Source organism: Streptomyces diastaticus subsp. diastaticus (genome assembly GCF_011170125.1).
Classification (GTDB): domain Bacteria; phylum Actinomycetota; class Actinomycetes; order Streptomycetales; family Streptomycetaceae; genus Streptomyces; species Streptomyces diastaticus.
In genome coordinates this window covers 1460745-1484125 of the sequence record NZ_BLLN01000003.1, presented here as the reverse complement: position 1 = coordinate 1484125, position 23381 = coordinate 1460745, and the positions used below count along the sequence as shown (strand labels likewise).

Genomic DNA, 23381 nt, shown 5'->3' with positions numbered 1-23381 from the left:
GCCTGCCTCAGCCGCCGCCGGGGCGCTCCTCGTACGGGCCGCGGCCGGCTGTGGCCGGACCGGGCGGGACGACGAACTCGCACCACACGGACTTGCCGGTGCCGCGCGCCTCGACGCCCCAGCCGTCGGCCAGTCGGTCGACGAGGAGCAGGCCCCGGCCGGACACACCGTCCTCAGCTGCCTCCCGGCGCCGCGGCAGGGCGCTCGAGGTGTCCTCGACCTCGACCCGCAGCCGCCGGTCGGTGCCGGTCAGGACGCGCAGGGTGACGACGGCGGAGCCCTCGGTGTGCATCAGCGCGTTCGTGATCATCTCGTCGGCGGCGAGTTCGATCTCGTCGGCGCGTTCGCCGGAGCCCCACGAGCGGACGGCGGCGCGGATGAGATGGCGGGCCCCGGCGAGCGCCTCCGGGTCCTCCGGTGCGACATGCTGGCGCAGCCGCCCGCCGGCTGCCGGGGTGGCGCCGGCGCGCCGGCGCATCAGCAGGATCGCGACGTCGTCCTGGCCGTCGCGCCGGTCGACGTCGGCGCAGAGCACGTCGGCGAGGGCGTCGGGTTCGGCCGGCCCCTCGCGGACCAGCCGGGCCAGGGCCCGGAAGCCGTCGTCCAGGTCGTCGCCGGGACGTTCGACCAGGCCGTCGGTGCAGAGGATGAGGGTGTTCCCGGGGTCGAGTTCGACGGTGGCGACCGGGTACTGGGCCTCACCGAACTCGGCGGAGAGGCCCAGGGGCATACCGCCGGGCACCGGGACGCGGGTGCAGGTGCCGTCGGCGGCGCGGACGAGCGGGTCGAGGTGGCCCGCTCGGACCACCTGGAGGACCCCGGTGGTGAGGTCGGCGTCGGCGTACAGGCAGGTGACGAACCGGTCGGTGTCCAGTTCGCGGAGGAAGGCGGAGGCCCGGGCCATCACGGTGGCGGGCGGGTGCCCCTCGGCCGCGTACGCGCGCAGCACGATGCGCAGCTGCCCCATCACCGCGGCGGCGTGCGTGTCGTGGCCCTGGACGTCACCGATGACCAGGCCGGTGTGGCCGCCGGGCAGCGGGATGACGTCGTACCAGTCGCCGCCCACGTCCCGGCCGGCGCGGGCCGAGCGGTAGCGTACGGCGATCTGCGCGCCGGGAACCGCCGGGATGGTGCGCGGGAGCATGGCCTGCTGGAGCCCCTCGGCGAGGTCCTTCTCCTGCTCGTAGAAGAGGGCGCGCTGGACGCTCTGCGCGATGGCGCTGCCGAGGCCGATGAGGAGGGTGCGGGCGCGTTCCCCGAACCGGGTGTCGTCGCCGTACAGCACGGCGAGGGCGCCGACGGCGCGGCCCTGCGCGATGAGCGGCAGGTAGGCGGCGGAACGGATGCCGCTGCGCCACAGGTGCCCGGTGATGTCCGGGTAGCGGCGGTCGAACTCGGCACGGCTCTCGATGAAGCGGGGGGTGAGTGTGCGGATCGCCTCGGTGATCGGGAACGGCTCGTCCAGCCGGATCGGCACGGCCTCGGAGACGAAGCGGAGGGCCGGGCCGGCCGCCCGCAGCCGGACACGGCCGCCCTCGAGCAGGCCCAGGGCGATGCCGACGGCGCCCAGGCGCTCCAGGGCGAGCGGGTCCTGGAGGACTTCGACCACGTCGCCGAGCGTGCGGGCGCCGGCCAGGGCGTCGGTGGTGGACTGGACGATGCCCGCCTCGCGGCGGCGCCGGTCGATACGGCGGCTGCGGGCGGTGGTGTCGTTGAGTTCCTGGGTGGCGTCGCGGATCAGCCCGACGATGCGCACCGGGCGGCCCTCCTCGTCCCGGCGGATGTAGCCCTGGGTGTGGGTCCAGCGCAGCGCGCCGTCACGCAGCCGCATCCGGAAGTACGCACCGTAGTTCTCCGCACCCTCCTTGAGGGCCTCGGCGACGATCTCGTCCAGGCGCCGCCCCTCCTCCCGCGGGATCCGCGGGGACAGGGTCTCGGGGTTGTCGTCGTACTCGTCGGGGCGCATGTCGAACACGGCCAGCGCCTGGCCGTCCATCGCCATCAGGCCGCTGGCCAGGTCCCAGTCGAAGCTGCCGATGCGGTTCAGGGCCAGGATCGGGTCCGGGTCCGCCGGCCAGTCGTCCGGGAGGGAATGCTCGTTCGCGCCCCGGTCAGCCATGTCCTCACTTTCCCACCCCCGCGTCGATAGGTCGACATTTCACCGCTCCGGGGGCGAGGCGTGCGGGCAGGCACGGCGGGGGTGAGGATGAGCCCGCCTCCGCAGGGGAGAGGCCGGCTGGAATGGTTCGCGGCACCCGAGTGCCGGCTGAGCCGGCCGGTCTTCCAGCGACTGGTGGCACTGCTCCACCTGGTCGCCCTTCTCACCACCGCCCTGAGCTTCCGCGCGCCGAACGGCAGCCGGGGCATGACCCCGGCCCCCGAGAAGACCCGGTGGACCCGGTGGCGGACCACGCCCGGCCTGCTGCTGCCACCCCCGCTCCGACGGCCCCTTCGCCTGCTGCGCCTGGACGGGCTGCGCCCTGCCGGCGGCACGGTCCCCTCCCCGGACGCACCGCCGTTCCACGTGCGGGTGCGGCTGTACCGGTACCGCTTCACGACCAGGGAGGAGCGGCGGGCGGCCGGCGACTGGTGGCACCGGACGCTGGTCCGCGAACAGGTCGGCCCCACACTGCTGGAGCGCGGTCCCCGGCGAGCGGGCCGCTGCCCGGCACTACGGGAAAGCCGGCCCGGAAAGTCCGGAAACGGCCCCCTGGGCGCTGGGCACCGGGGGGGCCGCACTGCCAGGGCCCGTCCGGCGGACCTTCGTGGCACAGCCTGCGGCGCCTGCTGCGTGCTCTCGACGCGCGCCCGGACCTCCCTCGCACTGGACGCACTCGGGCGATTCGGGCGTGCGCCGAGAGTGGGTGCCGGGCGTCGCGGGCCCACGAAGATCCGCCGGACAGCCCCAAGGGCGCCTCCGAAGCCCCGCGCGGCGTCCGCGAGCCCTGCGCGGTGTCCCGCGGTGGCCGGCTCGCCGGAAGCGCGCCGGCAACCGCGGTGCGTCCTGGGGGTGGCCGGACGCCCGCGACGGGGCCGCCCCGGGGACTCCTCGTCCGGGAGGGCTGGTGCCCGGCCTCGGCCCGGCGGAGGCGCCGTACGCCGCCACGGGGCCAGGAGGCCGGGGCGTCAGAGCGGCCCGCACCTGCGGGGGGGGGGCCGGGCCGGTCCGCCCGGGGCGTCAGTCGACGCTGGGCAGGATGTGCGGTTCGGCGAGGTCGTCCTCGTAACCCGCCAGCCGGATCGGTGCCGACCGCGACCAGACTTCGAGGCAGCCGGGGTTCTGGGTGGCCTTGGCCCGGCGTTCTGGCCGGGACAGGGGAGGTTCGTCCTGGATCGTCTGGTCTGGTGTCACCGCGCACTCCTTCGTATCGGTTACCCGTCGGGTGCCGGGCGTCCCGCCGTGTACCGGGCACCCGCCGAATGGGTCCTGCTGTTCGAGGCCGTTCGGGCGCGGTGGCGCCGGGAATCGTGCGGGAGGACCACCGGGTGACCGGTGGATCCCGGGACGCGCCGTGGGTGAGGTGGAACCCGGAGGGGCTGTCCGTCGTCCAGATTAACCAAATGAGCGGCGCCGCGCTCGATAGCGCTCAAATGCCGGACGGGTTGTCGGGACGAACCCCCTTATTCGGCCATGATCCACCCAAGCGGCCCGGTCCGTCCCTCCGCAGGAGGGACGGACCGGGCGCCCGCGAGGCGGAAGGCGGTGTCAGGTGCTCACCACTGCCCGGCGGCGTAGTCCTTGAGGAAGACCCCGTACAGGTCCTCGCCGGCCTCGCCACGGACCACCGGGTCGTAGACGCGGGCGGCGCCGTCGACGAGGTCGAGCGGGGCGTGGAAGCCCTCCTCGGCGAGCCGCATCTTGTCCGGGTGCGGGCGTTCGTCGGTGATCCAGCCGGTGTCGACGGCCGTCATCAGGATGCGGTCCTTGTCGAACATCTCCTGGGCGCTGGTGCGGGTCAGCATGTTCAGCGCGGCCTTGGCCATGTTCGTGTGCGGGTGGCCGGCGCCCTTGTAGCCCCGGCCGAAGACGCCCTCCATGGCGGAGACGTTGACGACGTACGCCCGCCCCGCCCGCTCGGCCGCGGCGGCCATCACCGGGCGGAGCCGGCTGATGAGGATGAACGGCGCCGTGGAGTTGCAGAGCTGCACCTCCAGCAGTTCGACCGCGTCGACCTCGTCGACGGTCTGCACCCAGCTGTTGGAGTCGTGCAGGTCGGGGACGAGCCCCCCGGCGTCGATGGCCGTCCCCGCGGCGATCCGGGCCGGGGTCGCCGAGCCGGTGACGAGGGCGAGTTCGGTGACGTCCTGGGCGCTCAGGCTGCCGTGGCGCGGGCCGGGGAGAGCGGCGACCGCGCCGGACCCGAAACCGCCGATGACCTCCGAGGCGGGCAGCTCCCCCGCGGGCAGCGGCGCGGACTCGGCCCCGAGCAGCTCGCTGTAGGCCTGCGGGGAGCGGCGCACGGTCTGCGCGGCGTTGTTGATGAGGATGTCGAGACGGCCCTCGGCGGCCAGCGAGTCGCTGAGGGCGACCACCTGGGCCGGATCGCGCAGGTCGATGCCGACGACCTTGAGCCGGTGGATCCACTCGTCGCTGTCGGGCATCGCCTTGAACCGGCGGATGGCGTCGTTGGGGAAGCGCGTGGTGATGGTGGTGTGGGCGCCGTCGCGCAGCAGGCGCAGCGCGATGTACATGCCGATCTTCGCCCGGCCACCGGTGAGCAGCGCCCGCTTTCCGGTGAGGTCCGTGCGGGCGTCGCGCCGCTCGCGGTTCTCGTGGGCGCAGCTCTGGCAGAGCTGGTGGTAGAAGACGTCGACCTCGACGTAGCGGGTCTTGCAGATGTAGCAGGAACGGGGGCGCTGGAGCACGCCGGCGATGGTGCCCTCGGCGGAGGCGGTGGGCAGCAGCCCCTGCGTCTCGTCGTCGATGCGCTCGGCCGAACCGGTCGCGGTCGCCTCGGTCACCGCCCGGTCGTGGGCGGTCTTGGCGGCCCTGCGCTCCTGGCGGCGGCGCTGCTTGACCGTCCGGTAGATCCCGGCCGTGGCGCGGCGCACGGTGATCGCGTCGGGGTGGTCGATCTCCAGGCCGTCCAGCTCGTCCAGGACCGACAGGCAGACGGCCAGACGTTCGGGGTCGATGCCGGGGCCGAATTCCTGGCCCTCGGGTGCCACCGTCATCGTTGTTCCTCGTGTGTTCGTCCGCGGGGTCCCCGGGGCGGTGCCGGCCGGGGCGCGCTTCTCGCGGGGCGGGGGCACGCCGGTACCGGCGGCCCCGCCAATTTTGCCATGCCGCGGGAGCGGGCCGGGTTCCGGGCGCGGCAAGTGGGCAGGAGCGGGAGACTGAAGAGGAGCGGGTGCCGGTCGCCGGAGGGCGGGTGGCCGCCCGCACCGGACGGGACGATCCGCGGCCTCGTCCACTCCAGCGGCAGTGGACGCGATGGCCTCCGTGGAACGACGACACGGGCCCCGCCCACCGGCAGACTGCCCGGCAGGATGCCGGCTGACAGGGGGCGGCGCTGCTCCGGGAGCCGATCGAATGAACGACCTCACGCTGTCCGCCCTCCTGTGCCTGGCCTCCGCGGTGGCCTACGCGGCCGGGGCGATCGTGCAGGAGCGGGTGGCCGGCGAACAGGGCCCGGCGTTCGTCCCCTGGCGGCGTCTCGCCTGGTGGGGCGCGGTGGCGCTGAACGGCGCCGGTGCCGTCCTGCACGTCCTGGCGCTCGCCTTCGGGCCGCTCACGCTGGTGCAGCCGCTGGGGGCGCTGACCATAGTCTTCGCGCTGCCGATGGCGGCGCTGCTCGGGCGCCGGGCCGGGACCACGGCGTGGCGGGGCGCGCTGATGGCCACGGCCGGGCTGGCCGGGCTGCTGGCGCTCACCGGTTCGGCCGGGACCGGCGGTCCGGACGCCACCGAGCGGACCGTGCTGGTGGTGGTCACCGGCTCGGTGGTGGCGGTCCTGGCCGGGGCGGCGCTGGCGGTGCACCGGCACCCTGCGGTACGGGGCGGACTGCTGGCCGCGGCGGGGGGCGTGGCCTTCGGTATCGCCTCGGTCTTCACCAAGATCGTCACGCAGGCGCTCGGGGACCGCGGAGTCCTCGGGCAGCTCCCCGACCTCGCGGTGGTGGCGGTCCTGGCCGCCGGCGGCCTGCTCCTCTCCCAGGCGTCGTACCGGGGCGCGGGTCTGGCCGCGCCACTGGCCACGGTGACGGTGGTCAATCCGGTGGCCGCGGCAGCCGTGGGCCTGGTGCTCTTCGGAGAGGGTTTCCGGTACGGCACGGCCGGTACCGTCCTCGCGCTGAGCTGCGGGGTGGTGGCGGCCGGCGGCCTCATCCTGCTCACCACGGAGCGCATGCAGGACCGCCTGGCCACCCCGGCGCGGTCCGGTGCGGACCCGGACTCCCCCGGCTCCGGTGAGGCTGCCGGAAAGCCGCAGGCCGCGCGGCACCGCTGAACCGGGCCGGGGCGTCCGTCAGACCTTGACCCCGCCTCCCCTGAGGTAGGCGAGCGGGTCGATGTCGCTGCCGAAGCCGGGCCCCGTGCGCACCTCGAAGTGCAGGTGGGGTCCGGTGCTGTTGCCGGTCGAGCCGGAACGGGCGATGCGCTGCCCGGCCTGCACGCTCTGCCCGCCGCGGACGGTGAGCGCGGAGAGGTGGGCGTACTGCGAGTACTTGCCGTCCGCGTGCTTGATGACGACCTGGTAGCCGTAGGAGCCGCCCCAGCCCGCCGAGACCACGGTGCCGGAGGCGGCGGCCTTGACGCTGGTACCGGTGGGGACGGGGAAGTCGACCCCGGTGTGGTACCCCTTCGACCACGACGCCCCGGAGGCGCGGTAGGGGGTGCTCGGTCCGGCGTCCACCGGAGAGCTCAGGGTGGTGCGGGGAGCGGCGGCCTTCTTCGCCTGCTCGGCCTTCCTGGCCGCTTCCGCCTTCTTGGCGGCCGCCGCCTGCTCGGCCTTCTTGGCTGCCGCCGCCTTGCGGCCCTCCTCGGCCTTCTTCGCCTCCTCGGCCTTCTTCGCTTCCTCGGCCTTCTTCGCCTCCGCCGCCTTCCTGGCCGCCACGGCCTTCGCCCGCGCGGTGTCGGCCGCCTTCTCGGCCGCCGGCTTCCCGGTCGGCTCCGGCCCCGTCCGGTCCTTGGCCTTCGGGGCGGGGCGGCTCTGGGGCGTGGCGGTGGCACCGGGCTTGAGCTGGAGGCGCTGGCCCGGGACGATCAGGTCGGGGTCGGCGCCCACCTGGGCGCGGTTGGCCTGGTACAGCCGCTGCCAGCCGCCCTTGACCCGCTGATCGTCGGCGATCTGGGAGAGCGTGTCGCCGCGGACCACGGTGTACATCTCGGCGGTGCCCGCCTTGGACTGCGGGGTGGTGGTCGGCGTCGCCGCCTGCGACGTGGCGGGCCGGGGCGCCGGGGCGGCCTCCGGCGCCACCGGTGCGGGGCCGCCCCGGGTCAGCCCGGCCTTCTGCGAGCAGGCGGGCCAGGCACCCGGCCCCTGGCCGTCGAGCACCTTCTCGGCGACCGCGATCTGCTGGTCCTTGGTCGCGAGGTCGGCCCGGCCCGCGTAGGCACTACCGCCGTACGCCTCCCAGGTCGACTGTTTGAACTGGAGGCCGCCGTAGTAGCCGTTGCCGGTGTTGACGCTCCAGTCGCCCGAGGATTCGCAGGCGGCGACCTTGGCCCAGGTGTCCGCGGAGGCGGCGTCGGCGGTACCGGCCGCGACCAGCGGTAAGGCGAGTCCCGCGCCGCTGGCCGTGACGGTGAGTGACGCCCGGTTGAATCTTCTCTGCTGTCGGCGCCGGTGACGTCCGCGTACGGCCATGACAGGCCCCCCTTGACTCTGCGCGTCCGGGGCCCGCCCCGGCCGGGCGTGGTGTGAAGCCCCGAACGTAACGGGCACGAACGCTCCGTGACAAGGGGGCGCACGACGGGCGCACGCGGCACCCGGGCCCTCACCGGGAGCGAGCGGCGCCCCTCCTCCGGCACCGTGCCGTCGGCACATGCCGTCGGGCGCCCCCGCGGACGGTCCCGGCGTGTGGCGGGCCCGGCCGCGGGGCAGACGGCGCCGGGCGCGCGGACCCGCGGCCGCGCGCCGATACTGACCGGGACGGCGACGGCCCGGCCCGCCGGACCTCGGCGGCCCTGCCGCGCGCCCCGTACCCGGCTCCTTTCCCGATCGTGTGAGAGAGACGTCATGAGTGAGACAGCGCAGACCAGTGGGACGGCCCAGATCGGTGTCACCGGGCTCGCGGTGATGGGCCGCAACCTGGCGCGGAACTTCGCCCGGAACGGCTACACCGTCGCGGTGCACAACCGCACCGCCGCCAGGACCGAGGCCCTGGTCTCCGAGTTCGGCGAGGAGGGCGCCTTCCTGCCGGCCTCCACCCCCGAGGAGCTGGTGGAGTCCCTGGAGCGGCCCCGGCGGGTGCTGGTGATGGTGAAGGCCGGCGCGCCGACCGACGCGGTGATCGAGGAGTTCGCCCCGCTCCTGGAGGAGGGCGACATGATCATCGACGGGGGCAACGCGCACTTCGAGGACACCCGGCGCCGCGAGAAGGCGCTGCGCGAGCGCGGCATCCACTTCGTCGGCACCGGCGTCTCCGGCGGCGAGGAGGGCGCGCTGCGCGGACCGTCGATCATGCCGGGCGGCTCTGCCGAGTCGTACCGGGCGCTCGGGCCGATGCTGGAGCGCATCGCGGCCGAGGCCGACGACGGCGCGCCCTGCACGGCGTACATGGGTCCGGACGGTGCCGGTCACTTCGTCAAGATGGTCCACAACGGCATCGAGTACGCCGACATGCAGCTCATCGCGGAGGCGTACCAGTTGCTGCGGGACGTCGCCGGGTACGGACCGGCCCGGATCGCGGAGATCTTCCGCCGGTGGAACACCGGGCGGCTGGACTCGTACCTCATCGAGATCACCGCCGAGGTGCTCGCGCACGTCGACGAGCGGACCGGCGAGCCGTTCGTCGACGTGGTGCTGGACCAGGCGGAGCAGAAGGGCACCGGACGGTGGACGGTGCAGGCGGCGCTGGACCTCGGGGTGCCGGTGCCGGGAATCGCGGAGGCGGTCTTCGCCCGGTCGCTCTCGGGCCACGCCGGGCTGCGCCGGGCCTCCCGCTCACTGCCCGGCCCCACTCCGGCGCCGCTCGGCGAGGCGGCTGCGGCGCGCTTCGCGGACCAGGTGGAGCAGGCTCTGTACGCCTCCAAGCTGGTCTCGTACACGCAGGGGTTCCACGAGATCCGGGCGGGCAGCGAGGAGTACGGCTGGGAGGTGGACCCGGGGGCGGTGGCGGCGATCTGGCGGGCCGGCTGCATCATCAGGGCCGCGTTCCTGGACCGCGTCCGGGCGGCCTACGACGGGCGGGGGGACCTGCCCTCGCTGCTCTCCGACGAGACCTTCGCCCGTGAGATCGGCGAGGCCCAGGACGACTGGCGGGCCGTGGTCGCCGAGGCCGCCCGGCAGGGGGTGCCGGTCCCGGGGTTCGCGGCCGCGCTCGCGTACTACGACGCGCTGCGGGCCGAGCGGCTGCCGGCCGCGCTGGTGCAGGGCCAGCGCGACTACTTCGGGGCACACACCTACCGCAGGACCGACGGGGAGGGTGTCTTCCACACGCTGTGGGGCGGCGACCGCAGCGAGACGCGGGAGGACTGAGCCACCCGGGCACGCGGCCGGCCCGGCACCCGCGGAGTACCCAGGGTGCCGGGCCGGCCGCGGTTCAGCGCGGGTCCGGTTCGGGCTCCGGCGGCGCCGGATCGGGGTAGGGCGCCGGGGCGGGCGGGGGTTCGGGCAGCGGCCCCGGATCGCCGGGCCCCGGGCCCGGAGTGGGGCCGCCCGGGGCCGGGCCCGGGCCCGGCAGCGGGCCGGGGTCAGGCGGCGGGACGGGCGGCACCGGGTCGGGGCGGCCGGGCCCCGGAGGCGTCGGTACCGGCTTCGGTGCCGGTGGCACCGGGTCGGGCCGGTCGGGCCCCGGCGGTACGGGCTGCGGGCCCGGCGGCGCCGGGGGGACGGGGTCGGGGTACGGGTGGGTCATCGTGTCCTCCAGCCGGGGCGGCCGGGCGGGGCGGCCCGGCGCTGCCGGGCGTGGACGCCCCGCCGTGCGGCCTGCGCCCGGAGCGGGCGTGGACGGGCGGCGCCGGAAGGGTTCCGGCTCCTGATGTGTCCCACGGCTACCCGGCGTCCGCGCGCCCACTCATCCGTTCGGGGGACCGGGTTCGCCGGTGACGGCCGAAGCGGCGGCCGCGAAGCCCGGGCCGGGGCTGGCGAAGACCCGCGGCGCGGCGGGGAGGAGGGCGCGGGCCGGTTCCATCGACGCCTGGGCGAGCACCACGGCGTCGGTCCCGGTGAGCCCAGCGACCGCGCCGGCGACGGCCCGGTGGTACCCGGCGGTGTCGCCCGCCTCGAAGAGGTCCCAGGCGCCCGGGACCAGCAGGGTGGTGAGGCGGGGCCGGTGTCCGGCGCGGCGGGCGACCTCGGCGACCAGGTCGGCGGTGGGGCCGAGGGTGGCGGCGAGCGCGGCCACCACGGTGATCCGCCCGTCCCCCGCGTGGTCCGCGGCCGCCTCGGCCATCGGCCGGTCGACCCGGAGGACCGGGACGGGCGCGGCCACCGTCTCGGCGACGGCCCCCAGCGTCGAGCAGGTGCACAGGACGGCCCCCGCGCCGTCGGCGGCGGCCCGCCGCACCACCCCGGCGATCTCCGCGGCCACGGCGGCGGGCCCCTCCCGCCGGGCGCGGTCGAGCAGTTCCGGCTCGACCACATGGCGCAGGGGCAGGCCGGGCCGGTGCCGGTCCCGCAGGGCGTCGAAGACGGGGATGTGCACGGGTGAGGTGTGCAGCAGGGTGAGCATCCGCCGAGCGTACGGTCACCGGCCGGTGCGGGGCCGGGGCCGGGCGAGGTTCACCAGAGGGCGGGGTCCTCCGCCACCTTGGCGCGGGCCGCCGCGAGCAGTTCCTCGGAGGCGGGCGCCGCCTGGTCGGGGTGGCGCTCGGCCCACCGGGCGACGTAGGGGCAGAGCGGGGCGACGGCCACCCCCTCGCGGTCGGCCATGGCGTAGAACTCGGCGGCCAGGGCGGAGCCGACGCCCTGCCCCTCGTGGCCCGGGTCCACGATGGTGTGGACCGGGGCGAGGGCGGCCTCGGGGGTCTCCAGGACGAGGTACTGGATGTGCCCGATCACCTCGTCGCCGGCGACGGCGCGGAGCATGCCCGCCGGCCGGTCGTCGATCAGTTCGGGGACGGGGCGCTCGCCCGGGGTCTCGCTCATTCCTCGCTCCTTCGCCGGTCCGGCGGTCACGGTCGCCACCGTACGTTCCCGGCGGCCCGGCGGCACGTCCCGCGGGTCAGCCGACGGACACCCCGCCGGCTGCGGGGGCGAACTGGGTGCGGTACAGCTCGGCGTAGCGGCCCTCGCGGGCCAGCAGGCCGGCGTGGGTGCCCTGTTCGACGATGCGGCCCTCCTCCACGACGAGGATGCGGTCGGCGGTGCGGACGGTGGAGAGGCGGTGGGCGATGACCAGGGCGGTACGTCCGTCGAGGGCTTCGGCGAGGGCTTCCTGGACGGCCGCCTCCGAGGTGTTGTCGAGGTGGGCGGTGGCCTCGTCGAGGATGACGACGCGAGGGCGGGCCAGCAGCAGCCGGGCGATCGTCATGCGCTGCCGCTCACCGCCGGAGAGCCGGTAACCGCGTTCGCCGACGACGGTGTCGAGCCCCTCGGGCAGGGAGGCGACGAGGCCGTCGAGGCGGGCCCGCCGCAGCGCGTCCCAGAGTTCGTCCTCGGTGGCGGCGGGGCGGGCGAGAAGCAGATTGGCGCGGACCGACTCGTGGAAGAGGTGACCGTCCTGGGTGACCATGCCGAGCGTGTCGCGCAGGGTGTCCGCGCCGAGGTCCCGGACGTCCTGGCCACCGATCCGGACGGTGCCCGCGTCGGTGTCGTAGAGGCGGGGAAGCAGGGCGGCGATGGTGGACTTGCCGGCGCCCGAGGAGCCGACCAGGGCGACGGTCTGCCCGGGTTCGGCGCGGAAGCTGACACCGTGCAGGACCTCGGTTTCCTCCCGGCCGTCGAGGGCGGCGACCTCCTCCAGGGAGGCCAGCGAGACCCTGTCGGCGGCCGGGTAGGCGAAGGTGACGTCCTCGAAGGTGACGGAGAGGGGGCCTTCGGGCAGCGGACGGGGCTGCTCGGGTTCGGCGATGAGCGGCTTCAGGTCGAGGACCTCGAAGACCCGCTCGAAGCTGACCAGGGCGGTCATCACCTCCAGCCGGGCCCCGGCGAGGGCCGTCAGCGGGGCGTACAGGCGGGTCAGCAGGAGGGCGAGGGAGACGACGGCGCCCGGTTCGAGGGCGCCGCTCAGCGCGAGGCGGCCGCCGAGGCCGTAGACGAGGGCGAGCGCGAGGGCGGAGACCAGCGTCAGGGAGGTGATGAAGGTGTACTCGGCGATCGCCGTGCGCACGCCGATGTCGCGGACGCGGCGGGCCCGGGCGGCGAACTCGGCGGACTCGTCGGCGGGCCGGCCGAAGAGCTTGACGAGGGTGGCGCCGGGTGCGGAGAACCGCTCGGTCATCCGGGTGCCCATGGCGGAGTTGTGCTCGGCGGCCTCGCGTCGCAGCGCGGCCATGCGGCGGCCGGTGCGGCGGGCCGGGAGGACGAAGGCGGGGAGCAGCGCGAGGGCGAGCAGGGTCACCTGCCAGGACAGGCCGACCATCACGGCGAAGGCGAGGACCAGCGTGACGACGTTGGAGACGATCCCGGAGAGGGTGTCGCTGAAGGCGCGCTGGGCGCCGATGACGTCGTTGTTGAGGCGGCTGACCAGGGCGCCGGTGCGGGTGCGGGTGAAGAAGGCGACCGGCATCCGCTGGACGTGGTCGAAGACGGCGGTGCGCAGGTCGAGGATGAGCCCCTCTCCGAGGCGGGCGCTCAGGCCCCTGGCCACCATGCCGAGGCCGGCCTCGGCCACGGCGATGGCGGCGATGAGCAGGGCGAGCCGGGTGACCAGGGAGGGGTCGGAGCCGGAGACCAGGGTGTTGACGACCTGCCCGGCGAGGACGGGCGTGGCGACGGCGAGCAGTGCGGTGGCGACACTGAGCACCACGAACCAGGCGATCCGGACGCGGTGCGGGCGGGCGAACGCGGCGATGCGGCGCACGGTGGCGCGGGCGAAGGGGCGGCGGTCCTGATCGGCGTGGAGGACGCTGTAGAGCTGCGTCCATGCCGTGGTCTCCATGCTCATGACCGCGAAGGTAGGACCTGCACTCGAGTTGAGGTCAAGGCCGCCCTCCGGCGCGGCGGTGCGAAGCAGGCGGCGCCGCGGCCGGTCGTGGGCGCAGGCAAGGTGGCCCGGCTGCTCGCCGCAGGGCTGGGCGGGGTCGCCGGGATCACCGCGGACGCCCCGCGGCCGGCCAGTGGCCGACGGCGCCCCGGCGCTGGTCCTCGGGCTCGGCGGCGCGCTCGACGCGGTGGCGGCGGTCCACCTGTCGGACGGTCCCTTCACCGGTTTCCACGCGGTACGCGACCTCACGAAGCCCACCGGCACGGCGCGCACGGCCGCGCTGTCCCGCTGAAGCCTCCTCACTCAGCCCAGCAGGAGGAGCTGGACGCCGCCGGCCACCGTGGCGGCCAGGACCAGCCGCTCGAAGAGCACCTGGTTGATCCGGTGGGCCAGGGCGCGGCCGAGCAGGGCGCCGGGGACGACGAGGAGCACCAGCACGGCGTCGAGCAGCAGGGACGGCCCGTCGATGAGTCCGAGGCCGACGCTGAACGGCACCTTGGAGGTGTTGACGATGAGGAAGAACCATGCGGACGTCCCCAGGAAGCCGAGCTTGCGGAAGCCCGCGGAGAGCAGGTAGAGCGACATCACCGGGCCGCCGGCGTTGGCGACCATGGTGGTGAAGCCGCCCAGGACACCGTAGGTACGGGCCTTCAGGCGGGCACCACGCCCGGTCCCGGGGGCCTCCCCCGTGCCGGGCGCGGCGCTCCCGGCCGCCACGCCGGCCGCCTCCGGCGCCGCCGGCTCGGGGGCGGCCGGCGCCGGGGCCGCGCGGGGCCGGGCGGCCTGCCTGCGGCGCCAGTACGTCAGGGCGGACATCACCAGCAGGATCGCGCCGATCGAGGTGCGGACCGCTCCGTCGTCGGCGACGGCCAGGAAGGTGGTGCCGGCCAGCACTCCGGCGGCGACCGCCGGGAAGAGCCGCCAGAGCGTGGGCCAGTGGGCGTGGCGCCGGTAGACGAGGACCGCGCAGACGTCGCCGACGATGAGCAGCGGCAGCAGGACGCCGGTCGATTCCTTGGCGGGCAGCACGGCGGCGAAGACGGCGAGGCTGATGGTGTTGGCGCCGCTGACCGAGGTCTTGGAGAAGCCGACGAGCAGGGCGGCCGCGGCGAGCAGGGCGAACGCCCCGGGAGTGATCGGGTCCATGCGGAAGCCGATCCTAAGCCCGGGTACCGGCCGTCTGACCGGCGGCCCCGTAGGCCGTGCCCGGCCCGCCGCGCGCCCGGCTCAGTGCGCGATGACGTCCGAGTCGTCGGCGGAGGCCTCACCCCGGTCGAGCCCGGAGATCTCGTCCAGTTCCGCCTCGGTCAGCTCGAAGCCGAAGACGTCCAGGTTCTCCCGCATCCGCTCGGAGTGGCCGGACTTGGGCACCGGCACGATCCCCTGCTGCACGTGCCAGCGCAGCACGATCTGCGCCGGGGTGCGCCCGTGCCGCTCGGCGGCCCGGCGGACGGGCTCCTCGGCGAAGACCGTGCCGTCCCGGCCGAGCGGGCTCCACGCCTCGGTGACGATGCCCAGCTTCTCGTGGTGCGCCCGGGCGGCGTCCCGCGTGTGGTACGGGCTGAGCTGGATCTGGTTGACATCGGGCACCACGCCGGTGGTCTCGATGACCCGGTCGAGGTGGTGGGGCTTGAAGTTGGAGACACCGACCGCCTTCAGCGTCCCCTCCCCCATCAGGTCGGCCAGGGTCCGGAAGGTCTCCACGTAGGCGTCCTGGACGGGGTCGGGCCAGTGGATGAGGTACAGGTCGAGATGGTCGGTGCCCAGCCGGGCGCAGCTCTCCTCGACGGCGCGGCGGGTGCCGGCGCCCTGCTGCCCCTTGGTGAGCTTGCTGGTGACGAAGAGTTCGTCGCGGGCGACGCCCCCGCCACGCATACCCCTGCCGACGCCGATCTCGTTGCCGTAGAGCGCGGCGGTGTCGATGAGGCGGTAGCCGTTCTCGACGGCGGTGGCGACGGCGTGCTCGGCCTCGGTGTCGTCCAGCGGGTAGGTGCCGAAGCCGAGGCGCGGCATCTGGGCGCCGTGACGCAGCCGGACGGTCGGGGCGAGGGGCGGGATCGGTCCGGTCATGGCGGTCAGGACTCCTCGGATCGTTGGTCGGGCGGGCCGGGCGGCGGGCGCGGGGCGGGCTTGCCCACCGGGTTCCATGATCCTTAGGGTGCGGGTCATGTGCGACACGATCCCGACCAGCCGGTGAGCGGCGACCCCTCGGACATAGCCGGTCCTCGCGAGGCCCCGCGCGAGGGACGCGCCGGGCGCGCGGGGCCCTGTCGCCGCCCCCGGCCCCGGAGCCCGCGGTGACCGGGGTGCTGGAAGGGTTCGCGGTCATCGGCGCCCTGATCGCGGTGGGCTACCTGGTCGGGCGGACCCACGTCCTCGGGGAGCAGGGCGGGCCCGTGCTGACCCGGCTGGCCTTCCATGTCGCCTCCCCGGCGCTGCTCTTCACCACCCTGGCCCAGGCCGACCTCGGTGCCCTGACCTCCCCCGCCCTGCTGGTCACCGCCGTCTCGACGCTGCTGGTGGCGGGCGTCTACATCGTGGTGGGGGCGCTACGCCATTGGGGTACCGGGCCGACCACCATCGGAGCCCTGTGCGCCGGTTACGTCAACGCCGGCAACCTCGGCATCCCCATCGCGGTCTACGTGCTCGGCGACGCCACGCTGATCGCGCCGGTCCTCCTCTTCCAGTTGCTGGTCGTCTCCCCGCTGGCGCTCACCGTCATCGACCTCTCCCGGCCCGGGGCCCGCACCTCGCCGCTGGCGGTGGTCACGGCGCCGCTGCGCAACCCGGTGGTGCTCGGCTCGCTGGCCGGTGTCGCCGTGGCCGCCGCGGGGATACGGGTGCCCGCTCCCGTGCTCGACCCGGTGGAGCTGATGGGGGCGATGGCGGTCCCGGCGGTGCTGCTGGCCTTCGGGATCTCGCTGCGGGGTGCCACGCTGCCCGCCCGGGGCCCGGAGCGGGGGCAGGTCCTGCTCGCGGTCGGGCTGAAGACGGCCGGCCAGCCGGTTGCGGCGTGGGCGGTGGGCGCGGGCGTCTTCGGGCTGGCGGGCCCGGCGCTGCTGGCCGTGGTCGTCACCAGCGCCCTCCCCGCCGCGCAGAACCTCTTCACCTACGCCTCCCGCTACGACACCGGCGTCCGGCTGGCCCGGGAGGCGGTGCTGCTCTCCACGGTGCTGGCGGTACCGGCGCTGGTGGCGGTGGCGGTGCTGCTGGGCTGACGGCGACGGCACGCGCGGTGGGGCCGGGAAGCGCCGCGGCGGGCTCCCCGGCCGCCGCCGTCAGGGGGCGCGGTCGCCGTCGGGGGCGGGCAGCGGGGCCGCGAGCGCCTCGGCCACCGTCTCGTGCACCGGCAGGGCGCTCTGGAGTCCGATGAGCCCGAAGAGCCGCTCGACGAAGGGGGAGAGCGCGGCGAACCGCAGGCGGGGCCCTATGGCGCCGTACGCCTGGAGGAAGACGTTGACCGTGCTGGAGTCGGCGAAGCCGACGCCGGAGAGGTCCACGACGACGGGGCCGGACACCGAGGCCGCGGCGTCGCTGAGGGCGGGGCCGAGCGGGGTGATGTTCTCCAGGTCGAGATCGCCGCCGAGCGACACGACGATGCCGCCGCCTTCGGGGCGCTGCCGAATCTGCAGGGAGCGGTCCGCGGGACGGGGGGAGGACTGGGCTGAGGACACGACAACCTCTCTGATCAACCGGCCCTGGGCCGGTGGTCGTGGACGATGCGCACCGGAGCCGTACGCACCGCGGCCAGAAGGGCGCGGCGCGGGGCCCCACGACATGAGCGAGCGTCAGGTGCTGACAACAAGCGACTTCCCCCGTTTCTTCACGCTTCCCCCGGTGGACCTCGCGCCGTGGTCGGTCGCGGGAGGTCCGGTCGGGTCAGACGGCGGCCCGGGGCGGCAGGGCGAAGGCGGCGGTGACGCGCTTGCCGACCGGCACCCGCTCGGCGGTGACGCGGTCGGCGACGGCCCGGACGATCTCCAGCCCGTGGCCGCCGAGCCGCGTCGGGTCCGGCTCGTACCAGCGCGGCAGGGCCGAGCTGCTGTCGTAGACGCTCACCGACAGGTGGGTGTCGGTGCCCTCCAGCTCCAGGACGTACGGTCCGTGGCTGTGCCGCTCGGCGTTGGTGACCAGCTCACTGACGACGAGCAGCAGGTCGTCGCCGAGACGGGGCCGCGGGACGGCCAGCCATTCGGCCTGGAGCTGCTGGAGGAAGCGGCTCGCGACGTGGCGGGCCCGCGCTATGCAGCCCGGCTCCCCGTCGAACTCGACTGCCTGCCGCAGCGGTTCGACGGAGTCCGCCGCGGCGAAGGGAAAGCCCGTGTCCATGGTGACCTGTTCGTTCATCTGCTCCTGCCCGTGCACCCGGTGAGAAGCTCTGGGTTCTCCTCCATCCGCTTGTGCCCAGCGGATCCACGGGTATGTCTCCTTCCGCCGTGAAAGGTGTCACCCACCGGCGGAACGGATCAGGACCGCCCCGGGAGCCGTACCACCGTGACGAAGAAGTCGTCGATCTGCTTGACCGCCGCGATGAACTGGTCCAGGTCGACCGGCTTGGTCACGTACGCGTTGGCGTGCAGCTTGTAGCTGCGCAGGATGTCCTCCTCGGCGGACGAGGTGGTGAGCACCACGACCGGGATGAGGGCCAGTTCCGCGTCGGCCTTGATCTGCGCGAGGACCTGCCGGCCGTCGTACTTGGGCAGGTTGAGGTCGAGCAGGATCAGGTCCGGGCGAGGGGCCTCGGGGTACGCGCCGCGGCGGTAGAGGAAGTCGAGGGCCTCCTCCCCGTCGCGCACGACGTGGAGGGTGTTGCGGATCTTGTTGTCCTCGAACGCCTCGCGCGTCATGAGCTCGTCGCCGGGGTCGTCCTCGACGAGCAGGACTTCGATGGGCTGGGCGGGGGTGGTCACTGGCCGTCTCCCGGGAGGCTGGTGGTGGCGGGGGTGAGCAGGTCGGACCGCGAGCCGGTCGCGGTCGCGGGCAGGGTGAAGTGGACACGGGTGCCCTGTGCGGTGCCCGCGTCCCCGTCCTCGCCGGCGCCGGTGACCGGCTCCAGCCAGATCCGGCCCCCGTGGAACTCGACGATCTTGCGGCAGAGGGCGAGGCCGATGCCGGTCCCGCCGTAGGCGTCCTTGGCGTGCAGCCGCTGGAAGATCACGAAGACCTTCTCGGAGAACTCCGGCGCGATGCCGATGCCGTTGTCGGTGACCGACAGGTGCCAGGTGTCGTCGTCCTCGCGGACGCAGTCGACGACGATCCGGCTGGGCACGTCCGGGCGCCGGAACTTCAGGGCGTTGCCGATGAGGTTCTGCCAGAGCATCGCCAGCGTGGTGGGGTCTCCGCTGACCTCCGGCAGCGGCGCGTCGCGCACGACGAGCGCGCCGTTCTCCTCGATGGCGAGTTCGAGGTTGCCCAGCGCGCGGTCCAGCGCGCCGTCGAGCGAGGTCTGCTGCCAGGCGTCGCCGACCCGGCCGACGCGCGAGAAGGTGAGCAGGTCGTTGATGAGGACCTGCATACGCTTGGCCCCGTCGACCGCGAAGTCGATGTACTGGCGGCCGCGGTCGTCCAGTTGCGCGCTGTACCGCTTCTCCAGCAGCTGGCAGAAGGAGGCGACCTTGCGCAAGGGCTCCTGGAGGTCGTGCGAGGCGACGTAGGCGAACTGCTCCAGCTCGGCGTTGGAGCGGCGCAGCTCGTCGGCCTGGCCGGAGAGCAGGGCCTCGCGGCCCCGGCCGGCGACGAGTTCGTCGACCAGGCGGCGGCGCATCGCCTCGACGGCACCACCGACCGCCGCCAGGTCGGAGGGTCCGCCGACCTCGATGCGGCGGTCGAAATCGCCCTCACGGACGCGTTCGGAGGCGACCAGCATCCGGTTCAGCGGGCGACCGACCATCCGGTGCAGGAGCAGTGCGAGGACGACGACGGCCAGGACGAAGAAGACCAGGACCACGACGAGCATGATGTCGCGGACCGAGCGGGCCTCGTCGAGTTCCGCCCGGGTGGCGGCGCGGGCCTCCTCAAGGTGGCTCTGCTGAGCCTCGAAGAGGTCCCGGATGTAGTCGAACTGGAGCTTGCTCTCGGTGACGTCGACGGCGGTGGCGGCCTGCGGGCCGCCCTCGCGGACGGCGGCGATGAGCGGTTCGGCCTGCTCGCGGCGCCACTTCGCCGCCGACTTCTCGATGCGCTCGACGTCCTGCGCGAAGCGGGCGTCGCCACCGATGTACCGCTCGATGCGGGCGACCTGCGCGCGCTCGTCCTTCCGCCCTTCCGCGTAGGGGGTGAGGAAGGAGGTGTCGCCGGTGAGGACGTAGCCCCGGACGCCGGTCTCCTGGTCCAGCAGCGACTTCTGGAGCTGGAAGGCGATGGAGCGGGCGGGCTGGATGCGGTCGACCAGTTCGTTGGTCCGGTCGTTGGCGCGGGAGAGCAGGGCGCCGGCCACCGCGGTGCAGCCGAGGACGACGACGACCATCGCCACCAGGACGAGGCGGACCCAGCCCTGGACGGAGAGACGTTCCTGGAAGGTCCTGCGGGTGCGGCTCACGACTTCCTCCATCCGAGGTGCAGGACGGCGACGTCGTCGGCGAGGCCGCCGTAGGGCGCGGCCCCCTCGGAGGCGCCGTCCACCAGGGCGTCCACGAAGGCGGCGGGCTCCAGGTCGGCGTTGCGCAGGGCCAGCTCCAGCAGCCCCTCCTCGCCGAGGCGGGTGCCGGGGCCGGTACGGCCCTCGAAGAGGCCGTCGGTGAAGAGGACGACGTGGCCGCCGGGCGGCAGCGGCACCTCCTCCTGCGGCCACTCCCCCCGGCCGGGCAGCAGCCCGAGGGCCATGCCGCCGGGGGTCTCCACCTGCTGCACGGTGGCGCCGGAGCGGATCAGCATGCCGGGGTGCCCGGCGCGTACCACCCGCACGGAACCGCGGTCGGCCGGGAAGACGAGAAGGGTGACGGTGGCGAAGACGTGCGGGTCGGAGCGCTCTGCGACCAGGATCTCCTCCAGCAGCCGGACCTTCTCCAGTTGCTCCGTGCCGCACAGCACGGCGGTGCGCCAGGCGACGCGCAGGCAGACGCCGAGTGCCGCCTCGGCCGCGCCGTGGCCGGAGACGTCGCCTATCACCGCGTGGACGGCGCCGTCGGCGGTCTGCACCACGTCGTAGAAGTCGCCGCTGAGCAAGCCGTGCGCCCGGCCGGGCTCGTAGCGCGCGGCCGCGCCGAAGTCGTCGCCGTGCAGCAGCGGGACGGGCAGCAGGCCCCGTTCGAGGCGGGCGTTCTCCTGGGCTATCCGCTCGTTGGCGCGCAGGGCCGCGGAGGCGCGTTCGACCTGCTTGCGCTGGAGGGCGTAGCGGACGGCGCGGCTGAGTGTCTCCGGGTCGAGGTGGCCTTTGCCGAGGTAGTCCTGCGCGCCGGTCGCGACGGCGGCGAGGCCCGCCTCGGACTCGGCGAGCCCGGTCAGGACGACGATGGCGGCGTCGGGCGCGGAGTGCACGATGCGGGTGACCGAGTCGAGGCCGTGCACGTCCGGGAGATGCAGGTCCAGCAGGACGCAGACCAGGCGGTCGCAGTCGGCGAGGTAGCTCTGCGCCTCGGCGAGGGTGTGGACGCTCACGAGTTCGGCGTCGAGGTCGCTGTCGGCGAGCGTCTCCTCCAGCAGGAGGGCGTCGCCGGGGTCGTCCTCGACGAGGAGCAGTACGGCGTCGACGGCTCTGAGCGAGCCGTTGACCGGTCCGGTGCCGTTCAGTGGGTTCATCTTTCCTGCCGTCCTCGAAGGAGGCGGCATCACCTGCGGGAGCAGCACGGCTGCGCTCCACCCCCTCACTCACCTGTGTCACGCGCGTGCGGCGCCACCGGCCGGAAGCATATGCGACAAGGGCTGGGGTGTACGCCCTCGGTCGCGGCTCCGGCCGGGCACATCCCGCCATGCGCAGGGGGCGTGGCCCGCGCACTGTGTCCGGGCTCACTCGGTCATAACGGGGCAAGGGGCCCTCCGGACCGCCCTCGGCGGCACGATCCGGTCAAGGTCGCCGCCGCGTGGCCGGCGGGGAGGGCGCGCGCTCCCTCGCGCACGGGGGCACGGGGGCTGGCGCCCGGGCGCCGGCGGCGGTAGGGCAGACTCGGTCGGGTGCGGAACATCTATGTCATCGGTATGGGATCGGGAGATCCGGATCAGCTGACCCTTCAGGCGGTGAAGGCGATGCGGCGGGTGGACGTGTTCTTCCTGCTCGACAAGGGCGAGGAGAAGGCGGACCTGCTGCGGCTTCGCCACGAGATGCTGGCCGAGCACGCCGGGGACCGCCCGTACCGGCTGGTGGAGGCCCGGGACCCGGACCGCGACCGGGACCGGAGCGCGGGGACCGCCGCGTACACCGAGGCGGTCGAGGACTGGCGCGGCCGCCGGGCCGACGTGTACGAGCGGATGATCACCGACGAGCTGCCCGAGGACGGCACGGGCGCCTTCCTGGTCTGGGGCGACCCGGCGCTGTACGACTCCACACTCGGCATCCTGGAGGAGATCCTGGAGCGGGGCAGGGTCGCCTTCGGGTACGAGGTGATCCCCGGCATCAGCAGCGTCTCGGCGTTGCTCGCCCGCCATCGCACCGGGCTCAACCGGGTCGCCCGGCCCGTGCAGTTCACCACCGGCCGGCGGCTGGCGCAGGGCTGGCCCGAGGGGGTGGACGACCTGGTGGTGATGCTCGACGCTCAGCAGGCCTACCGCCACCACCTGGCAGAGGATCCGGTGATCCACTGGGGCGCCTACGTCGGCACCCCCGACGAGATCCTGGTCTCGGGGCGCCTCAGCGAGGTCGCCGACCGCATCACCGAGCTCCGTGCCGAGGCCCGCGCCCGCAAGGGCTGGATCATGGACACCTACCTCCTGCGGCGCGGCTGATCCCGGCCCCCCGTCACCGGCACCGCCCCGCCTCGGCGGCGACCGGCGGCCCGGCCGACCGGCTGCCGTCCGGCGCCGCGCCCGCCCCCTTCGGCGTGCCACCTTCGCCGCCCTCGCCGAGGAGCGCCCGGCCGCCGTCCTCGACGTCCGCCCCGACGGCGAGCGCGCCGGGCGCCGGGCGCCGGGCGAGGATTCCCCGCACATCTCGCCGCACACCCTGGCGGGGCGGCTCCACCGAGCTTCCCGAAGACCCCGTCCGGGTGTGGCGCGTCGTCGTCGACGCCTCGCTGCCGGACGCCGCGGGCCATGAGGCGGTCGCCGTCGGCGGCTCTCCCGACCAGGCCGAGGCCGCCGGCCTCACCGTGACCTGTAACCCGCCCGCGCCCGCACGACCGCACCGCGTCACCTACGAACGGAACCGGCCCGCACCATGCCCCACCCCGGCTGTACCCTGCCGCCCCTCACGTCCGGCGGCCCGGCATGAGCGCCGTGGTCCTCGCCCTGCTGGCCGGAGCGGTGGCCGGGCTCGCCCTCGGGGGCATGGGCGGCGGCGGCAGCGTCCTCGCCGTACCGGCCCTGATCCACCTGCTCGGTTTCTCTCCCGTGGAGGCCACCACGGCCAGCCTGGTCATCGTCGCCATCACCACGGCCACCTCCCTGTACGCCCACGGCCGCGACGGCAACGTCCGCTGGCGGCCCGGGCTGCTCTTCGCGGGCGCCGGGCTCCTCCCGGCGGTGGCGGGCGGCCTGCTCGCCACCAGGCTCCCCGAGGTGCTGCTCACCGCCGCCTTCTCGGTACTGGCCGCCGTCGCCGCCGTCGGCATGCTGCGGGCCCGCGACGACGCCCCGCCGGCCGGCGACCCGAGCGCTCTCCGCGCGGCCGGGGCGGGGGCGGGGCTGGGCGCGGTGACCGGGCTGCTCGGGGTGGGCGGCGGGTTCCTCGGGGTGCCCGCCCTCGTACGGGTGGTCGGGCTGCCGATCCGGGCGGCGGTCGGCACCAGCCTGCTCGTCATCAGCCTGACCTCCACCGCCTCCCTCGCCGCCCGGGGCGGGACCCTCGCCGGGCTGGACTGGTCGGTGGTCGGCCCTTTCACCGCCGCGGCCGTCCTCGGCGCGTGGGACGGGCGCCGGCTCGCCGCCCGGGTCTCCGGGCGCACCGTGCGACGCGTCTTCGGCGTGGCGCTGCTCGCCGTCGCCGCGCTGATGCTGGTGGACGCCCTCGTCATGCGCTGAGGGGCTCCACCGCGCCCGGAA

Annotated in this window: 21 protein-coding genes; 6 read left to right on the top strand and 15 right to left on the bottom strand. The window is 74.8% G+C overall.

Translation table 11 applies throughout. The annotated features are described in order from the left end of the window. Positions 1–7 precede the first annotated feature (7 nt). The 3 genes from Sdia_RS15100 to Sdia_RS15085 form a co-directional block, all read right to left on the bottom strand. A complete protein-coding gene (locus Sdia_RS15100; protein WP_100455636.1) occupies positions 8–2119 on the bottom strand; it encodes a SpoIIE family protein phosphatase in 2112 nt (703 codons plus the stop codon). A 1059-nt stretch (positions 2120–3178) separates the two neighbouring features. Then, the gene (locus tag Sdia_RS15090; protein WP_164495085.1) at positions 3179–3352 is read right to left on the bottom strand and encodes a hypothetical protein; all 174 of its coding nucleotides are present in this window, start codon (positions 3350–3352) and stop codon (positions 3179–3181) included. A 362-nt stretch (positions 3353–3714) separates the two neighbouring features. Continuing rightward, positions 3715–5175 (bottom strand): SDR family NAD(P)-dependent oxidoreductase, encoded by a 1461-nt coding sequence (locus Sdia_RS15085; RefSeq protein WP_100455635.1) that lies wholly within the window; start codon positions 5173–5175, stop codon positions 3715–3717. Positions 5176–5533: 358 nt separating this feature from the next. Here Sdia_RS15085 and Sdia_RS15080 point away from each other — a divergent pair, with 358 nt between their 5' ends. Beyond that, positions 5534–6448 (top strand): DMT family transporter, encoded by a 915-nt coding sequence (locus Sdia_RS15080; protein ID WP_185392790.1) that lies wholly within the window; start codon positions 5534–5536, stop codon positions 6446–6448. Between the two features lie 18 nt (positions 6449–6466). On the opposite strand, the gene Sdia_RS15075 is transcribed toward Sdia_RS15080, so the two are convergent. Beyond that, positions 6467–7807 carry a transglycosylase family protein gene (locus Sdia_RS15075; protein ID WP_189500320.1) on the bottom strand — a complete coding sequence of 447 codons (1341 nt, stop codon included), beginning with the start codon at positions 7805–7807 and terminating at the stop codon, positions 6467–6469. A 372-nt stretch (positions 7808–8179) separates the two neighbouring features. Here Sdia_RS15075 and gnd point away from each other — a divergent pair, with 372 nt between their 5' ends. After that, positions 8180–9640, top strand: coding sequence for an NADP-dependent phosphogluconate dehydrogenase (gnd, locus tag Sdia_RS15070; protein ID WP_124288277.1), 1461 nt, complete (start codon positions 8180–8182; stop codon positions 9638–9640). 538 nt (positions 9641–10178) lie between these two features. Here gnd and Sdia_RS15065 read toward each other — a convergent pair. From Sdia_RS15065 to Sdia_RS15055, 3 genes are all read right to left on the bottom strand, one after another. Then, positions 10179–10835 (bottom strand): arylsulfatase, encoded by a 657-nt coding sequence (locus Sdia_RS15065; RefSeq protein ID WP_100455631.1) that lies wholly within the window; start codon positions 10833–10835, stop codon positions 10179–10181. 50 nt (positions 10836–10885) lie between these two features. After that, the gene (locus Sdia_RS15060) at positions 10886–11251 is read right to left on the bottom strand and encodes a GNAT family N-acetyltransferase (protein WP_100455630.1); all 366 of its coding nucleotides are present in this window, start codon (positions 11249–11251) and stop codon (positions 10886–10888) included. 76 nt (positions 11252–11327) lie between these two features. After that, positions 11328–13211 (bottom strand): ABC transporter ATP-binding protein, encoded by a 1884-nt coding sequence (locus tag Sdia_RS15055; protein WP_189500319.1) that lies wholly within the window; start codon positions 13209–13211, stop codon positions 11328–11330. A 172-nt stretch (positions 13212–13383) separates the two neighbouring features. On the opposite strand from Sdia_RS15055, the gene Sdia_RS15050 reads away from it, so the two are divergent. Then, positions 13384–13542, top strand: a complete 159-nt coding sequence (locus Sdia_RS15050; RefSeq protein ID WP_189500318.1) for a hypothetical protein — start codon at positions 13384–13386, stop codon at positions 13540–13542. A gap of 11 nt (positions 13543–13553) precedes the next feature. Here Sdia_RS15050 and Sdia_RS15045 read toward each other — a convergent pair whose 3' ends face one another. Beyond that, complete coding sequence (locus Sdia_RS15045; protein ID WP_189500317.1) at positions 13554–14396, bottom strand: sulfite exporter TauE/SafE family protein; 843 nt, start codon at positions 14394–14396, stop codon at positions 13554–13556. Between the two features lie 81 nt (positions 14397–14477). Continuing rightward, complete coding sequence (locus tag Sdia_RS15040) at positions 14478–15320, bottom strand: aldo/keto reductase (RefSeq protein ID WP_100455627.1); 843 nt, start codon at positions 15318–15320, stop codon at positions 14478–14480. A 227-nt stretch (positions 15321–15547) separates the two neighbouring features. Here Sdia_RS15040 and Sdia_RS15035 point away from each other — a divergent pair, with 227 nt between their 5' ends. Further along, the gene (locus tag Sdia_RS15035; RefSeq protein ID WP_100455626.1) at positions 15548–16468 is read left to right on the top strand and encodes an AEC family transporter; all 921 of its coding nucleotides are present in this window, start codon (positions 15548–15550) and stop codon (positions 16466–16468) included. Between the two features lie 60 nt (positions 16469–16528). On the opposite strand, the gene Sdia_RS15030 is transcribed toward Sdia_RS15035, so the two are convergent. From Sdia_RS15030 to Sdia_RS15010, 5 genes are all read right to left on the bottom strand, one after another. Next, entirely contained in the window at positions 16529–16924 is a 396-nt protein-coding gene (locus Sdia_RS15030) for an STAS domain-containing protein (protein ID WP_100455625.1), read from the bottom strand. 205 nt (positions 16925–17129) lie between these two features. Then, positions 17130–17597 carry an ATP-binding protein gene (locus Sdia_RS15025; protein ID WP_203605147.1) on the bottom strand — a complete coding sequence of 156 codons (468 nt, stop codon included), beginning with the start codon at positions 17595–17597 and terminating at the stop codon, positions 17130–17132. 119 nt (positions 17598–17716) lie between these two features. Next, entirely contained in the window at positions 17717–18160 is a 444-nt protein-coding gene (locus Sdia_RS15020) for a response regulator (RefSeq protein WP_100455623.1), read from the bottom strand. Further along, positions 18157–19788: a sensor histidine kinase gene (locus Sdia_RS15015; RefSeq protein ID WP_100455622.1), complete on the bottom strand. Its 1632-nt coding sequence runs from the start codon at positions 19786–19788 to the stop codon at positions 18157–18159. The genes Sdia_RS15020 and Sdia_RS15015 overlap by 4 nt, the downstream gene beginning before the upstream one ends. Further along, positions 19785–20987, bottom strand: coding sequence for a PP2C family protein-serine/threonine phosphatase (locus tag Sdia_RS15010; RefSeq protein WP_100455621.1), 1203 nt, complete (start codon positions 20985–20987; stop codon positions 19785–19787). Before Sdia_RS15010 ends, Sdia_RS15015 begins: the two co-directional genes overlap by 4 nt. A gap of 372 nt (positions 20988–21359) precedes the next feature. Here Sdia_RS15010 and cobF point away from each other — a divergent pair, with 372 nt between their 5' ends. Then, a complete protein-coding gene (gene cobF, locus Sdia_RS15005) occupies positions 21360–22127 on the top strand; it encodes a precorrin-6A synthase (deacetylating) (protein ID WP_189500316.1) in 768 nt (255 codons plus the stop codon). A gap of 13 nt (positions 22128–22140) precedes the next feature. Here the strand turns inward: cobF and Sdia_RS15000 are convergent, their stop codons facing one another. Beyond that, a complete protein-coding gene (locus tag Sdia_RS15000; protein ID WP_189500315.1) occupies positions 22141–22329 on the bottom strand; it encodes a hypothetical protein in 189 nt (62 codons plus the stop codon). 278 nt (positions 22330–22607) lie between these two features. On the opposite strand from Sdia_RS15000, the gene Sdia_RS14995 reads away from it, so the two are divergent. Next, the gene (locus Sdia_RS14995; RefSeq protein WP_100455619.1) at positions 22608–23360 is read left to right on the top strand and encodes a sulfite exporter TauE/SafE family protein; all 753 of its coding nucleotides are present in this window, start codon (positions 22608–22610) and stop codon (positions 23358–23360) included. Positions 23361–23381 lie beyond the last annotated feature (21 nt).